Source organism: Streptomyces lycii (assembly GCF_009735685.1).
Lineage (GTDB): Bacteria > Actinomycetota > Actinomycetes > Streptomycetales > Streptomycetaceae > Streptomyces > Streptomyces lycii.
This window is the reverse complement of the sequence record NZ_WHPN01000035.1, coordinates 47,469-62,369: the sequence shown is the minus strand read 5'-3', so window position 1 is coordinate 62,369 and position 14,901 is coordinate 47,469. Positions and strand designations below refer to the sequence as shown.

Below are 14,901 nucleotides of genomic sequence, written 5' to 3'. Positions count from 1 at the left end.
TGCCGGGGCCGCGGCGGCATCTGTGGAACCAGCGGGTCCCGCGGATGCCCCGTGGGCCGCGGAGCCGGCGGCGGGCCGGGCCCCGGCGCGGCCGCTGTCGGAGGCCGCGGCGGGCAGGGCCGCCGGGAGCAGCGCGGCGGCTGCCGCGGTACCGGCCAGGGCGGCCGTGGTGAGGGCGTGGCGCATCTGGATCACTTCCCCGTTCGTGGTGCGGGACGGCTCGGATCGCCGTCGTGCGGTGCGGGACGGCGGGACCGCCGTCGTGGTGGCGACGGCCGATCGCCGTCGTGTGGTGCGGCGACGAGACTCGCGGCCCGCCGCTTCCGCTGCCAAGAGGGGACGGGCGGAGCCACCCGGATAGGCGACAGCCCCGCCGGTACCGGACCGGCGGGGCTGCTGGGTGCGCCGGGACCGGCGCTGTCGACCTGCGGAGTTGACGTCTGCCACGGCGTCCCGTCCGTGGCCGGACCGGCTCAGATGTGGACGCCCCCGCCGCCTGCCTCGGCGTTCTCGCCGCGCTTGGTCAGCAGGGCGACTCCGGCTGCGCAGAGAGCGACGACTCCCGCGACGGTGAACGCGAAGCCCATACCGGACACGAAAGTGTCATGGGTGACGTTGGTGATGGCCGTGACGATCTCCGGCGGGGCCTCCGGCGGAACCGGCGGGGTGCCGATCTCCACGGCGGCGGACGCCTGGTCGAGCTGCTCCGCGCTGAGCGGAGGCAGCTGCGCGTCGGTCCAGTTGCCGGGCAGTTCGTCGTCGACCCGGGCCGCCATGGTGGCGCCGAGCACGGCGGTGCCGAGGCTGCCGCCGACCTGCATGCCCGCCTGCTGGAGACCCCCGGCCACTCCGGACAGCTCCAGCGGCGCGTTGCCGACGATGACGTCGGTCGCGCCGACCATGACCGGTGCCAGGCCGAGGCCGAGCAGTGCGAACCACAGGGACATCCCGAGGCCGCCGCTCTGCGCGTCGAGGCTGGACATGCCGAACATCGCGGCCGAGGTGCAGAGCATGCCGCCGACGAGCGGGACCCGTGGGCCGAACTTGGTGATCATGCCGCCGGCGAGCGGCGAGGCCACGATCATCATGCCGGTCAGCGGCATCAGCTGGAGGCCGCTGTCGACCGGGCTCATACCGTGCACGCTCTGCAGGTAGAAGGTGACGAAGAACAGCCCGCCCATGAAGGCGAAGGCCATCAGCACCATCAGCACGACGCCCGCGGACAGCGGTACGGAACGGAACATGCCGAGCGGGATCAGCGGTTCGGCGACCTTGGTCTCCCAGAAGGCGAAGACCGCGAAGCCGGCCACCGCGAGGCCGAGGAAGGTCCAGGTGGTCAGGTCGCCCCAGCCCCACTCGGGGGCCTTGATCAGCGCCCAGATCAGGAAGAACATCGCGGCGGAGAGCAGCGCGATGCCCGGCAGGTCGAAGGACCGGGGCGCGTTCTTCGCACGGTGGTCCTTGAGGATCACCAGGCCGAGGACGAGCGCGGCCACACCGACCGGCACGTTGATGAAGAAGACGGACTGCCAGCTGACGTGCTCGACCAGCAGGCCGCCGGCGATCGGACCGCCGGCGGTGGAGGCGCCGATGACCATGCCCCAGATGCCGATCGCCATGTTCAGCTTCTCGGCCGGGAAGGTCGCGCGGAGCAGGCCGAGGGCGGCGGGCATCAGCAGGGCGCCGAAGAGCCCCTGGAGGACGCGGAAGCCGATGACGAACGGCACGCTCTCGGAGAGCCCGATGGCGCCGGACGCGAGGGCGAAGCCGGCGATGCCGATCAGGAAGGTCTGCCGGTGGCCGTAGCGGTCACCGAGCTTGCCGGCCGTGATCAGCGACACGGCCAGGGCCAGCAGATAGCCGTTGGTTATCCATTGCACGTCGGCGAGCGACGCGTCGAGATCGGCCGCGATGGCAGGGTTGGCGATGGCGACGATGGTGCCGTCGAGGGCAACCATCATCACGCCGATCGCGACGGAGAAGAGAGTGAGCCACGGGTGGCCCCGGACGCCCTTGCGGGGTCCGGCCGGAAGGTCCGGCGCCGGCTCGGCGACGGTGGTCTGAGACGTCATGCGGAGAGATTATTGTCAGCCTCTGACAGTTGACAAACCAATTCACCAGTCGGTAACTGTCACGTAGCTCACAAACTTTCCCACCAGCGGAAAGAAGACCAGGAAAGGCCCCGTAGTTGACGATTCGGCACGTGTCGGGAGAGCCGGGGGGACTCCGCGAACTGAAGAAGCGGCGCACGCGCACCGCGCTCCTGCACTCGGCCCTGGAACTCTTCACCACCCAGGGCTTCGAGGCGACGACCATCGACCAGATCGCGGAGCCCGTGGAGGTCTCCCAGCGCACCTTCTTCCGCTACTTCGCGAGCAAGGAGGAGGTCGCCTTCGCCGTCCCGGACACCGTCGAGTCGCACTTCTTCGACGCCTTCCGCGCCAGGCCGCCGGCCGAACCGCCGATGACGGCCCTGCGCCGGGCGATGCGGGCGACCTGGGAGACCTTCGGCGAGTCCGTCGAGGGCGTCTCACCGGCCCTGCACATGCGGATGTACCAGCTGATCGAGTCCACGCCCGCGCTGCTCGCGGTGCTGATGTGCCGCTCCGCCGCGATGGAGGAGCGGCTCGCCGAGGAGATCGCCCGCCGGGAGGGGCTGGACCTGGACGCCGATCCGCGGCCCCGGGTCCTCGTCGCGGCGTTCACCGGGGTGATGCGGGCGACCGGCCGGATCTGGGGGGCGGGCGGCGACACCTCGGCCGCGTCCCTGCGCAGGATCACCGAGGAGCATCTCGACCGGCTCGGCCCGGCGCTCGTGACGGCCTGGGACCGCCCGGAGCCGGGAGCCGGGGCGGCCGGGGCCACGTGACGCGGTACACGGGGGGGGGGACGCGGCCGGCCGGGCGTCCGGTGTGACCGCTTTGCCCGCGGGGAAACGTGAAATGGGTCACCCTCCGCGCGGGGGTCGGGGCGCTTCTCCTAGGGTGTCCCGCAGTGTCTTCCATTCCTGAGCTCGGCTCCTCCTCGACGACCTCCTGGTTCAGCGGCTCACCCGCCTCGCGGGCCGCGCTGGTTCTGGCCCTGGTGCTGATACTGCTCGCCACCTCCGGCTGGACCGCGATCCGCAACCACAGGCCGGAGCCGGGTCCGCGGGCGGCCGCGCTGACCGCCTGGGCCCACGGCCGGGTGGACGGCAGGGAGCTGCCGGACCCGGGCGCTTCGGCCGAGGCGGTGGCGGAGTTCTTCCTCTCCCTGGACCGGGCGCAGCGACGGCGGCTGGCCGACCGCTATCCGCTGGTCGTCGGCAATCTCGGCGGAGTCCCGCTGACGCTGCGCTACCGCGCCAACCGGGAGGCGCTCCGGCAGGCGAGGGCGGCCGAGGAGGAACGCACCCACGACCGGCGGCTCACCGACCTCGGCCGGCTTCAGGCGGTGCGCCGTGTGCACCGCTTCACGTCGATGCTCGGCCACGGGCGGCAGATCCTGGCCTTCGACCCCACCGGCGGCGGGCGTGCCGCGGAGGTCTTCGGTGACCTGGCCTCGGCGCGCCGGGTCTCCGTGGTGGTGCCGGGCGTGGACACCGACCTGCTCAGCTTCGAGCGCACCCGGCGCAAGTACACGGCCCCGGCGGGCATGGCGCAGGCGCTGTACGCCGCCGAGCGCGAGGCCGCGCCGCGGGCCCGTACGGCGGTCATCGCCTGGGCCGACTACACCACGCCCGCGGGCATCGGGGTGGACGCCGCGGCCGGCCGGCTCGCCGAGGAGGGAGCCGTGCGGCTGGGGTCCCTGGTCGACTCGCTGCCCGGCGGGTCCCGTGTCTCCCTCTTCTGCCACAGCTACGGCTCGGTGGTGTGCGGTGTCGCCGCGCCCTCCCTGCCGTCCCGGGTCACCGACATAGCGGTCTCCGGCAGCCCGGGGATGCGCGCCGGGTCGGCGGCGGACCTCGGCGGGCGGGCCCGGATCTGGGCCACCCGGGACGCCGACGACTGGATCGAGGACGTGCCGAACCTGGAGCTGGGCGCGCTCGGCCACGGTCCGGACCCGGTGTCGCCGTCCTTCGGCGCCCGGCTGCTGTCGGCCGCCGGCGCGCGCGGCCACGCGGGCTACTTCGAGCCGGGCACCGCCAGCCTGCGGAATTTCGCCAAGGTCGGGGTGGGCGCGCTCGGCTCGGTCAGCTGCTCGGGCGGCGGCGACGGCTGCCGGACCGGGGCAAACGGAAGCACAGCGGTTTGACGCGCGTAGCGTTCGGAAGGGGGACGGGCGGGCCGCCGCCGCCTACGATGAGCCGTATGGGTGATGTGCTGGCCGGTTTTCACACCGTCTGGGAGTTCGACACGGACTCCGTGCTCATCCGCTTCGAACGGGGGATCCGCACACCGAAGCTCTTCCAGGTGCTCGGTGAGCGGCGCGTCCCCTTCGAGGCGCTGTCGGCCGTGGAGCTCGCTCCCGGCAAGAAGGGGACGGTGGTGCTGCGGGCCGTGCCCCGGCCCGGCGCGGATCCGCTGGCGGACGCGGCGGCCGGCCAGCTCAAGGAGAGCGCGGACCCCTACCGGCTGGTGCTGCCCGCCGAGCGCGAGACCCTCGCCGAGTACTACGCCGACGAGCTGCGGTCCGTGCTGGACCCGAAGGCCGCCGAACCCGCCGAGCAGCATCTGGTCGCAGCCCCCGTGCCGCCGCTGTCGTTCAAGGCGTACGACGGCAAGGCGGGCTTCGACGGTGAGACCGTCAGTTTCCGCTGGTTCTGGACGGGCGCCTCGTCCGCGAAGTGGAAAGCGGGCGACCAGCACTTCGCGGTCGGCGAACTGGCGGGCATCGAGTGGCGTTCCCCGGAGGTCTTCAACGGCCATCTGCGGCTGCTGCGCCGGGGCCCGGACGGCGGCGACCCGCCCGGGCCCGCCGACCAGGACCCGGCCTCGGTCGTCTTCGGCCTCGGCTACGGGCTGGTGCACGAGTCGCTGCCCTTCGCCGCCGCGGTCCTCCAGGCGGTCCAGGCCGCGGACCCGGCGCCGGGTCCCGCCGCGGCGGGCTGTCCGGCGCCGGTCCTCGCGGCCGACGTGCGCCCGGCCCCGGCCGACATCGCGGACCGGATCCGGCACCTGGGCGCGCTGCACGACGCGGGGCTGCTGACCGACGCCGAGTTCAGCCACAAGAAGGCCGAACTGCTCGCGGAGCTGTAGCCGTACCGGCTCCGGCCTCGCCGCGGCGGCTCCGCCCGCCCGGGCCACCGCGGCTCCGCCCGCCCGGTCTGCTCCCGCCGGGCCGCTCGCGCACGGTCTGCTCCCGCCGGGCCGCTCGCGCACGGACTGCTCGCGCACGGTCTGCTCCCGCCGGACTGCTCCTGCCGGGCCGCTCCCGGACGGACTGTTCCCGCCCGGACTGCTCCCGCCCGGACTGCCGCGGCTCCGCCCCGCCCTTCCGGGCTACTCCCGTCCGGCCGAGGTGAAGGACATGCTGGGGTAGCGGGTGCCCGCCACCCGGTCCGCGATCGGGTCGAGGCGCGCCAGTTCCTCGGCGGTGAGCGCGATCCGGCTCGCGGCGGTGTTCTCCTCCACCCGGCTCCGCTTCCGGGTGCCGGGGATCGGCACCACGCTCAGCCCGTGCCGCTCCGCCCGGGCGTGCACCCAGGCCAGCGCGATCTGGCCGGGGGTGGCGCCCCGGGCCTCGGCGACGGCCCGTACCGGCTCCAGCAGGGCCGCGTTGGCCGCGGCGTTCTCCCCGGAGAAGCGGGGCATCGTACGCCGGAAGTCGTCGCTGCTCAGCTCCTGGATCGCGTCGGTGAACGCGCCGGTCAGGAAGCCGCGGCCGAGCGGTGAGTACGGCACGAAGGCGACGCCCAGGCCGGCGGCGGCGGGCACCGCGGTGCGCTCGACGTCCCGGCTGAAGAGCGACCATTCCGACTGCACCGCGGCGATCGGGTGGACCGCGTGCGCGGCGCGCAGCTCGTCACCGGTGACCTCGCTCAGCCCGAGCCGGCGGACCTTGCCCTCGGTGACCAGTTCGGCCATGGCCCCGGCGGTCTCCTCGATCGGCACGTCCGGGTCGCGGCGGTGCATGTAGTAGAGGTCGATCGTCTCGACCCCGAGGCGGCGCAGGCTGCCCTCGACGCAGGAGCGGAGGTACCCGCGGTCGTTGCGGATGGTCCGACGGGCCGGGTCGTCCGGATCCAGCTGGATGCCGAACTTCGTCGCGAGCACGATCTCGTCGCGGTGCGCCCGCACGAAGGGGGCGATGAACTTCTCGTTCTCCCCGAACCCGTACATGTCCGCGGTGTCGTAGAGCGTCACGCCGAGTTCCAGGGCGCGTTCCAGGGTGGCGCGGGCCTCGGTCTCGTCCGTCGGCCCGTAGGCGAAGCTCATGCCCATGCAGCCGAGCCCCTGGACCCCGACCTCGGGGCCGCCGGTGCCGAGCGTGGTGCGTGTGATCTCCGTGCCGGTCATGCGCTGGTCTGGCATGTGCTGGTCTGGCATGTGCTGGTCTGACATGTGCTGTGGGACCTCTCCGGCGCGGTGTCCGCCGCGCCCGGGTGCACGGCCGCGGGGCGCGCGGCCTCCGAATAGAAATCGATCTTGAAGTCCAGTACGGACAGGGTCTCCTGGAGGTCGGAGATCTTTCTCCGTACGTCCTCCCGGTGCGCGGCGAGCAGTTCGCGGCGCTCGGCGAACGTCTCGTCGCCCGCGCGGATCATCTCGGCATAGCGGACCATGTCCGCGACCGGCATCCCGGTCAGCCGCAGCCTGCCGACGAAGCCGAGCCAGTCCAGGTCGCGGTTGTTGTAGCGGCGCTGGCCGGTGTGCGAGCGGTCGACGTCGGGCATCAGCCCGATCCGTTCGTACCAGCGCAGGGTGTGCGCCGAGAGGCCGGTCCAGGCGACGACCTCGCTGATGGTGTACCGGTCCTGTCCGGCGGGGCGTGGATGCGGGGCGGGCCCCGAGGCGCACAGATCCCGTCGTGCGGGCACGCTCTCCACCACGGTCATGTCGAAGAATCCCTTCCTGGATCCGAACCTCGCGGGGGTCAACGCTAGAGACTTCGAGTGCACTCCAAGCAAGCACAATTCCCCCATGTTTTCCGGTCATTCGTCCGGCATGTGCCAATCGATGGCCGGTTCGACTGCGCAAAGCGGCCGACGGGGGGCGCTCCCATGGCCTCCGGGTGAGCACCGGATGCCAAGACCGCCAACATCCATCTTGTCCGGAAAAGCCCCCCGCCGGCTGTCCTACGCTGCCCACGCGGAGCGGCCTCTCCCCACCTCACCGGCGTCCGTCCGCGCTGATGGGACTGGTTCGGCGACGGCGGCCGGCGCGGGACCGCGGTCACCGCCCCGCCCAGAGGGATGGCTCCACATGCACACGCCACAGCAGGAATCCGGACGCCCGGCCACCGCCACCACGCCGGGCGACCGGCGCGCGCCGGCGGCCCGGGACACCGGCGGCTCCGGCCTCTCCGACGCGGGCGCGTCCCTCGCCGGGCCCTCGCCCGCGGGCCCGGACGCGCGGCAGCTGCTCGCCCTCCAGCAGTCGGCCGGCAACGCCGCCGTGACGCGCCTGATGCTCCAGCGCGGTTCGCTCCCTCCCATCGCCGAGGAGCCGGCCCCGTCCGCCGCCCGCCGCCGGCCGTCCCGTCTGCCGGGCCCCTCGCTGGCGCCGGTCGCCGAGGAGGCCGAGACCCCGCGCCGCCTCTCCTCCTCCCGCCCGGCCCGCCCCGGCGGGCGCGCCCCCGGCCGGGAGACCCCGGCGAACGCGCCCGCGGCGCCGCCCCGGATCCTGCTGCTCCCCCCGTATCTGCGCGATCTCCGGGCCCCGGGGCTGGCCTCCGTCAGCGGCCTCGACGGATACGAGTCCGTGCTCGGCGATCTGCGGAAGGCCGTCAAGGGCTCCGAGGAGTCCGTCGCCGGGATACGCGACGAGCTGACCGGGCGCCCGGAGTCGTTCTTCGGCCGGGGCCGCTCCTTCCACATCCGCGGCCGGGGCGCCCCGAGCGCCTGGTACGACGTGACGCTCGCGGTCACCGCGGACCCCGCCGAGACGCCCCCGCGCTTCGTCGAGCCGCCCGCGGACGCCCCACGGCCCGGCCCCGGCACCGGTCCCGGCCCCGCACCGGCCCCCGGGCAGCCGCGGGAGCTGTCGGACCCCGACGACGCCGCCACCAAGCTGGACCTGCACCGCAACTCCGGCGGATCGGCGAGCCGCGGCCACGGCCGGTCCTCCCGCTACGGCGGCTCCGCCGCGGGCATGGGCCTGGTCCCCACGCCGGTGCCGGGCCTCACGGCGGGCGTCGCCTTCAACGTCGGCGCCCACCCCTTCCACACCGCCGACGAGTCCCGCACCCAGCGCACCGTCAACGAGCACCGGGTGCTGCGTTCCGACGAGGGAACCGTACGGGTGCCGCGCCGGGTGCGGTTCACCCTGCGGACCGAGCACTCCGCGCTGCACACCGTGCAGCGGTTCGACGGCACCGGTTCGCTCGACCTGCTCGTCCCGCGCGAGCACCTGGTGCCCGCCCTGCGGAGCGCGCTCGGGCCCATGGCGGAGCTGGACGGCCCGCAGGCACGCTCGGTGCGGCTCGCCGACTCCCTCGCCGCGGTCGCGGTCACCGAGCCCCCGGGGGAGCACGACCCGCACGACGGCGGGGACGGCCTGTTCGACACCGTGAAGTCCGTGCTGCACCCGTCGCTGACCGGCCCCGGCGCCCCGGGCCGCGCCCGCCTCTACGCCGCCACCTCCGCCGCGACCGTCGCCGAGGACCTGCCCCGGCTGCTGGGCGGCTGGGTCACCGGCGAGGACCTGGTCGCCAAGGACGGTTCCACCGAGGGCTCGTACCGGATGCGCGCCACGCTCAGCGGGCTCGCGCCGGGCTGGTCCGCCGGCAGGACCCAGCTGCGCACCCATCAGCAGGTCCAGCACAGCGAGGCGAACAGCCACGGACAGGGGCGCGGCGGCCAGGTGGGCGTGGGCCCGGCGGTGGGCGCGGGCGTCCTGGACGCCGGGCCGCGGGCACGTGCCGGGGTGCTGCCGCTCGCCGAGGCCCGGAAGATGCGGTTCGCCTCGGCCGACCAGTCCATCGGCATCCGGCAGGGCGCGGAGATCCGCGGTGACAAGGTGCTCTACCGCGGCCGGGTGGTGATCGCCGTGGAGGGGAGCGGACCGCTGTCCCCCGCGATGAAGGCCGGCCGGCAGTCGCGCTCGGCGGAACACACCATGGACGTCTGGGTGACGCTGCGCGCCGAGGAGGCCCGGCACCTCGGCCTGCCGCTGCCCCCCGGCACCGCCGAGAAGGACCTGTTCGTCAGGGAGCGCGACGAGAACGGCGCGGAGGCGGGCCGCCATCTGCCGTTCGGCGCGATGGGCGGCAGCGTGTCGCTCAGCGGGCTGGACACCGGGCCGCTGATCTCCGGCATCGAGCAGCTGTTCGCCACGCACCCGAAGCTGGCCGGCTGTCTCCCGGCCCACGGTGACGCCCCCGCCCCCACGCCGGAGCCGCCCCGCACGCCGGGCAAGCTCCGGAAGAAGCAGCCGGAGAAGAAGTTCAGCCGGGAGGAGCAGACCGCGCAGCGGGAGAACTACCGGCAGTTGCTCACCGTCCTGTCCGAGACCAATCTGCGGGCGAACAAGGAACAGCTGCTCTCCTCCGGCGTGCCGGTCCGGCTGCGCCGCAAGACCACCTGGACCTCGCACGACGCACTGGTCCGGGTGTCCGGCGAGATGGGCGAACTGACCTGGCTCGGCGACACCGGGGACTGGCTGACGCGGAGCACCGCCGGGGTCACCACCGGCCTCCAGAGCGGTCGTGCCGGCGCCCGCGGGGGCGGCGTGCGCGCCGTCGGGCAGGTGCGCCTGATCCCGGGCGCGCTCTCCGGCCAGGTCACGGGGGACGCCCTGTGGCAGGGCACCCGGCGCGCCCAGGGCGGGCCCACGACCCGTACCGACTCGCTCAGCAACGGCGACACCCGGTCGAGCGCCTTCGGCGGCCCGCTCCGGCTGTCCGTGCAGGTGACGCTGGTGGAGCGGGAGCGCACCGCCAAGCGGGCCCTCACCCCGGGCGCCCCCGGCCGGGACACGCCGGAGGTGGAGCGGATCGCGTCCTCCGCCGACGACGCCGCGGACAATCCGCTGCGGCTCGGCACACAGGACGTACGGCTGACCACCCCCAGCGCCTTCACCCTGGACGACGAGAACCACCAGCTGCTGGAGGCCCGTGCCGGCCGCCGCCGCGCCACCCCCCTCACCCCGGTCGCGGAGTCCGGCATCGGCGAGCTGACCTCCGGCTCCTGGCAGCCGCGCGGCCGCACGGTGCGGGACTGGCAGTTCGTGGAGACCGCCGGCAGCGGCGAGCCGGTCCGTGCCATGGCGTACGAACTGCTGGCCAAGGCGGCGGCGCGCAACGACGCCGTACGCCGCGACCGCGCGTTCGAGACGGACGGGCTGGCGCCCCGGCTCGCGATCGAGGAGCGGCTCTCCGCGCGCGCCGTGTCCGCCGCCCTGCGCCAGGGCGTCTCCTCCGGCTGGGTGGTGAAGAACCTGCGCCACCCCAGGCGGCTGGCCGCGCTGAGCGGTGCGGTCGGCACCCGGTTCGCGCTCACCCGGCCGCGGGTGGTGCACCGGGACAGCGGCGCGGGCACCGAGAACTACGTCCTCGGCGGCCACCAGGCGTCCGGCCAGCGCGGCAGGGGCCGCAGCGGCGGCTTCCGCGCCCAGGGCCTGAGCATGCAGGACAACCAGGTGCTGCACCCCGGCGACGACCCGAAGTGGCGGATCGGCGAGGCCGTGGGCGCGAGCTGGACACTGGCGGGCACCAGCAACGCGTCCGAGTCGCTGGCCGGCAGCATCGAGCGCAACGCGCACAGCCCGCGCGGCCGGGACCTGTACCTGGTGCAGTGCGACCTGGCGATGCGGATGTCCGCCGAGGTCACCGTCGGCGGCAGGCCGTACGTCGCCTCCGCCGAGCGGACCGTTCCGGCGGAGGTCTCCGTATGGCTCACGAAGGAGCAGTGCGAAGCCGCGGGCATCCCCCTGCGAACGCCCGCGGAACGGGCGGCGGAGCGGCGGGCGGCCCGGGAACAGGGCGAGGCCGACCGCGCGGCCGGCCGGACGCCGGCCAGTCTGCTGCCGCCCGGGGAACGGCCGCGCGAGGGGGCCGCGGACGGACCCGCGCCCGCCGCGCCCGCCGTCACCCCGGCGCAGGCGGGCGTGCCGGCGCAGCTGCGGCAGGGCACTCCCCCGGGCTTCGGGATGATCGAGCAGCTGCCCGACTTCAGACCGCTGATCCGGCAGCTGCGCACCGAGGGCGGCGCGAAGGCGCGCGCCCTGGCCCGGGAGCTGCTGCCGGAGCGGCAGTCGGACGACCCGTACGACAACGTCCAGCGGCTGCTGCGGGTGCTGGACCGGGACGGCGCGACCGGGCTGCTGGCCGGTGCCATGGACGGCGGGGTGACGGTCGAGCTGTTCCGCGGCCGGAGGACGCCGTACTGGGCGGAGTTCGCCGTGGAGGCCACCGGCCCCGGCTCGGTCGGCGACCGGGCCTCGGACGGCCGGGACATGGAGTACATCACCTCCGCCGTCAGCGGCCGCAGCGACAGCGAGGAGGAGTCCGGCATCCGTGGTGTCGACGCGATGGTCACGGGTGCCGGCAAGCCGGAACTCGGACAGCACCCGGTCAAGAGCACCGGTGCGGCCGCCGGGCTCGGCGCAGGCTCGAGCTCCTCGCGCAAGCGCGGCTCCTCGGGGCGCGGCCAGACCGGGGTCAAGACCGTCGCCGACGCCAAGGCGGAGTCCCGCGGGGTGACCGTCCCGGTCCGGGGCGCGCTGACGCTGCGCTCCTCCGAGGGCGTGATCGCCCGGACCGCCCTGGAGGGTGATCTGGTCCACCGGATCCTCGAACACGATCTGCGGGCCCTGGACCGGGTGACCCCGGTGCGGGACGGGGCGTTGGCCGGGAGGAACCTGAAGCGCACGGGCGGGGACGACCCGTCGCGTCTGGCGCGGTGGCGCTCGCTAGGAGTCACCCTCCCCGACGAGGCGCAGGTCAACGGCTTCCGCGGGGCGCCGGGCATCCGGGGCGCGGTCCGCGAGGCGGTGCGGGCCGCACACGGCGGTTCCCGGTTCCACGACACGGGGCAGGCCGCCGCGTACGCGCAGCAGGAGGCCGTGTCCACCGAGTGGCTCGCGTCGGCGCTGCCGCTGCTGGCGTCCGCCGGGGTGAAGCTGCCGCCCGCCCACGCCACCGGCGTCGCGGGCCAGGACCTGGAGACGTCCCTGCACGCGCAGCTGACCCACGGCAGGGTGCTGGACGCCGGTGACACCATGACGTTCGAGGCGATCGCGCCGAGTTCCCCGGACGGGGACCGGCCGACGGGGCAGGACCACCAGCACGGGCGGGAGCACGGCAAGAACGTGCGCGGAGCGGCGGGAGCGGGGCTGCTGAACGCGCAGGAGTTCCGGCTGAACGAGGCGCTGCTCCGCTCCGACAACGGCGGCGCCGTCACCGACAACGCCGCGGCCGGCTCCGGCTCCATGCCGGTGCGCAAGCCCAGGACGCAGTCGGTCCTGGTCCAGTTCGACCTGCGGGTACGGGTCGTCGCGCGGGTGCGCAACCGGGCGACGCGGCGGGTCGAGTCGGCCGTCCGCGACCATCTGGTGCCCACCCCGGTGATCGTGCGGATGCCCGCGCCCGCGGTCCGGCGGATGCTCGCGTCCGCCCGGGACGGGGCCAAGGTGGCGGACCCGCACGGCCGCCTCGGGGCACCGGCCGGCGGTGTCCAGAGGTGACCGGCGGACCTCGGCGGAGGCCGCGGGCGTCCACCGGACGACTGCGTTTAGGCTCGGTCGCATGCAGAGCCTGCGCACGATCGAGAACTGGCCGGTGCCCACCGCGGCGGCCGTCGTCGTCCGAGCCGACGGCGGTGTCGCCGGGTCGCACGGGCCGGACGGTCACCGTTTCCCCCTCGCCTCCGTCACCAAGCCGCTCGCCGCCTACGCCGCGCTCGTGGCGTACGAGGAGGGCGCCGTCGATCTGGACGAACCGGCCGGGCCGGAGGGCTCGACCGTCCGCCATCTGCTGGCCCACACCTCCGGGCTCGCGTTCGACGACGACCGGCCGCTGGCGCCGCCCGGCGACCGGCGGCTGTACTCCAACGCCGGTTTCGAGGCGCTGGGCGACCATCTGGCGAAGGTCACCGAGATCCCGTTCCCCGAGTATCTGCGCCAGGCGGTGCTGGAACCGCTCGGCATGACCGCCACCGACCTGCCCGGCTCCCCCGCCAAGGACGGCGTCTCCACGACCGCCGACCTGGCGCGGTTCGCCGCCGAGTTGCAGGCGCCGCGCCTGCTGGACCCGAGGACCGTGGCCGAGGCGACCCGGGTCGTCCACCCCGGCCTGTCCGGCGTGCTCCCGGGCTACGGCCACCAGAAGCCCAACGACTGGGGCCTCGGCTTCGAAATCCGCAACGGCAAGTCCCCGCACTGGACCGGCGGTTCGTCCTCGCCCGGGACGTTCGGCCACTTCGGGCAGTCGGGCACGTTCCTGTGGGTCGACCCGGAGGCGGGGGCGGCCTGTGTCGTGCTCACCGACCGGGACTTCGGGCCGTGGGCGGCCGAGGCCTGGCCGGCGTTCACCGACGCGGTGCTGGCCGAACTCCGGGAGGGCTGACGGCGCCGCCACCCTTCCCGCGTCCCGGGAGCCCGCGTCGGCGCACACCAAGAACCCGGCGCGGGCCCGGTCCGCGGCCCGGGGCCGGGGGCCTGCGCCTGCGGACCGCTTACGGGATTCCCACCACCGGAGTGCGACGTGGCGATTACGCTCGGCTACGTACCGATACGAACGCCGTGAGGCGTCGCAGGCCGGAGGTGTCCGCCGTGGCCCATGTCCAGTCGCTCGATCCCACCGCTTCCCCCTTGGCGTACTACGGCTGGGAGCTGCGCCGCCAGAGAGAGGCCAACGGCCTCAGTCAGGCCCAGCTCGGCGACATCATCTTCTGCACCGGTTCGCTCATCGGCCAGATCGAGACCACGAAGAAAATCCCGACGCGCGACTTCTCGGAGCGGGTGGACGCGGCGCTCGGCACGGACGGCGTCTTCTCCCGCCTGGTCGGCCTGGTCCTGCGCAGCCGGCTCCCGAACTGGTTCCAGCCGTACGCGGACATGGAGGCGCGCGCCGCGTACATCTCGACGTATCAGGCGCAGTTGGTGTACGGCCTGCTGCAGACCGAGGAGTACGCGCGGGCCGTGCTGGCCACCGGCATGCCGGACGACCTGGAGGGCTTGGTCGCGGCCCGGATGGAGCGCCAGCGCATCCTGGACCGGGAGCGGCCGCCGCTGGCCTGGGTGATCCTGGACGAGGCGGCGCTGCACCGGCCGATCGGCGGCCGGGAGACGATGCGGGGGCAGCTCGAACGGTTGCTGGAGTTCGCCGGTCACCGCTGGATGCGCGTTCAGGTGCTGCCGTTCATGGCTGGTGAACACGCAAGCCTGGCCGGCTCGTTCACCACCATGCGCTTCGACGACGACCCGGACGTCGTCTACACGGAGGACCTCATCTCCGGGCACATGACCGCCAACCCCGACACCATCAGGGAAGCCTCACGCCGCTACGCTCACCTCCAAGCCGCAGCCCTCTCCGTCGAGGACTCGGCGGCGCTGATCGCCCGCGTGATGGAGGAGCGTTATGGAGACCGGTCCCAGCCTGAAGAACGCGCGGTGGCGTAAGTCCAGCTACAGCGGCAACACCGGCGGCGAGTGCGTCGAGGTGGCCGACGACCGCCGTGACGCCGTCCTGGTCCGTGACAGCAAGAATCCGACCGGCCCCGTCCTGACCCTCGCCCCGGGCGCCTGGCGGGCGTTCGTCGACGACCTGCGCTGATCTCCCCGCACACCGGCCGGGCAGGAGCCACGGCTTCCCGACCCCGAA

Annotated in this window: 9 protein-coding genes and 2 pseudogenes; 7 read left to right on the top strand and 4 right to left on the bottom strand. The window is 74.2% G+C overall.

Annotated elements, in window-relative coordinates; all coding sequences use genetic code 11:
* A pseudogene (locus GCU69_RS33135) lies at window positions 1–195 on the bottom strand (SH3 domain-containing protein); the annotation flags it as partial.
* A 278-nt stretch (window positions 196–473) separates the two neighbouring features.
* Window positions 474–2,072: an MFS transporter gene (locus GCU69_RS01820; protein WP_098751716.1), complete on the bottom strand. Its 1,599-nt coding sequence runs from the start codon at window positions 2,070–2,072 to the stop codon at window positions 474–476.
* A 131-nt stretch (window positions 2,073–2,203) separates the two neighbouring features.
* Here GCU69_RS01820 and GCU69_RS01815 point away from each other — a divergent pair, with 131 nt between their 5' ends.
* From GCU69_RS01815 to GCU69_RS01805, 3 genes are all read left to right on the top strand, one after another.
* Entirely contained in the window at window positions 2,204–2,869 is a 666-nt protein-coding gene (locus GCU69_RS01815) for a TetR family transcriptional regulator (protein ID WP_235978141.1), read from the top strand.
* Window positions 2,870–2,994: 125 nt separating this feature from the next.
* Window positions 2,995–4,233: an alpha/beta hydrolase gene (locus GCU69_RS01810; RefSeq protein WP_098751717.1), complete on the top strand. Its 1,239-nt coding sequence runs from the start codon at window positions 2,995–2,997 to the stop codon at window positions 4,231–4,233.
* A 56-nt stretch (window positions 4,234–4,289) separates the two neighbouring features.
* Window positions 4,290–5,177: a DUF4429 domain-containing protein gene (locus GCU69_RS01805; RefSeq protein ID WP_098751718.1), complete on the top strand. Its 888-nt coding sequence runs from the start codon at window positions 4,290–4,292 to the stop codon at window positions 5,175–5,177.
* A 243-nt stretch (window positions 5,178–5,420) separates the two neighbouring features.
* Here GCU69_RS01805 and GCU69_RS01800 read toward each other — a convergent pair whose 3' ends face one another.
* Both GCU69_RS01800 and GCU69_RS01795 read right to left on the bottom strand, forming a co-directional pair.
* Window positions 5,421–6,452, bottom strand: a complete 1,032-nt coding sequence (locus GCU69_RS01800; RefSeq protein ID WP_235978140.1) for an aldo/keto reductase — start codon at window positions 6,450–6,452, stop codon at window positions 5,421–5,423.
* A gap of 80 nt (window positions 6,453–6,532) precedes the next feature.
* Window positions 6,533–6,976: pseudogene (locus GCU69_RS01795) on the bottom strand (MerR family transcriptional regulator); the annotation flags it as partial.
* A 367-nt stretch (window positions 6,977–7,343) separates the two neighbouring features.
* On the opposite strand from GCU69_RS01795, the gene GCU69_RS01790 reads away from it, so the two are divergent.
* The 4 genes from GCU69_RS01790 (at window position 7,344) to GCU69_RS01775 (ending at window position 14,853) form a co-directional block, all read left to right on the top strand.
* Window positions 7,344–12,764, top strand: a complete 5,421-nt coding sequence (locus GCU69_RS01790) for a hypothetical protein (protein WP_156204937.1) — start codon at window positions 7,344–7,346, stop codon at window positions 12,762–12,764.
* 61 nt (window positions 12,765–12,825) lie between these two features.
* Window positions 12,826–13,644, top strand: a complete 819-nt coding sequence (locus tag GCU69_RS01785) for a serine hydrolase domain-containing protein (RefSeq protein ID WP_098751724.1) — start codon at window positions 12,826–12,828, stop codon at window positions 13,642–13,644.
* A gap of 206 nt (window positions 13,645–13,850) precedes the next feature.
* Window positions 13,851–14,699 carry a helix-turn-helix domain-containing protein gene (locus GCU69_RS01780; protein WP_156204936.1) on the top strand — a complete coding sequence of 283 codons (849 nt, stop codon included), beginning with the start codon at window positions 13,851–13,853 and terminating at the stop codon, window positions 14,697–14,699.
* Window positions 14,659–14,853 carry a DUF397 domain-containing protein gene (locus GCU69_RS01775; protein WP_098751726.1) on the top strand — a complete coding sequence of 65 codons (195 nt, stop codon included), beginning with the start codon at window positions 14,659–14,661 and terminating at the stop codon, window positions 14,851–14,853. The genes GCU69_RS01780 and GCU69_RS01775 overlap by 41 nt, the downstream gene beginning before the upstream one ends.
* Window positions 14,854–14,901: the final 48 nt, after the last annotated feature.

Coding starts and splice junctions, on each gene's coding strand:
- GCU69_RS01820 (WP_098751716.1), bottom strand. CDS start 2,072: ATGACGTCTCAGACCACCGTCGCCGAGCCGGCGCCGGACCTTCCGGCC.
- GCU69_RS01805 (WP_098751718.1), top strand. CDS start 4,290: ATGGGTGATGTGCTGGCCGGTTTTCACACCGTCTGGGAGTTCGACACG.
- GCU69_RS01800 (WP_235978140.1), bottom strand. CDS start 6,452: ATGCCAGACCAGCGCATGACCGGCACGGAGATCACACGCACCACGCTC.
- GCU69_RS01790 (WP_156204937.1), top strand. CDS start 7,344: ATGCACACGCCACAGCAGGAATCCGGACGCCCGGCCACCGCCACCACG.
- GCU69_RS01785 (WP_098751724.1), top strand. CDS start 12,826: ATGCAGAGCCTGCGCACGATCGAGAACTGGCCGGTGCCCACCGCGGCG.
- GCU69_RS01775 (WP_098751726.1), top strand. CDS start 14,659: ATGGAGACCGGTCCCAGCCTGAAGAACGCGCGGTGGCGTAAGTCCAGC.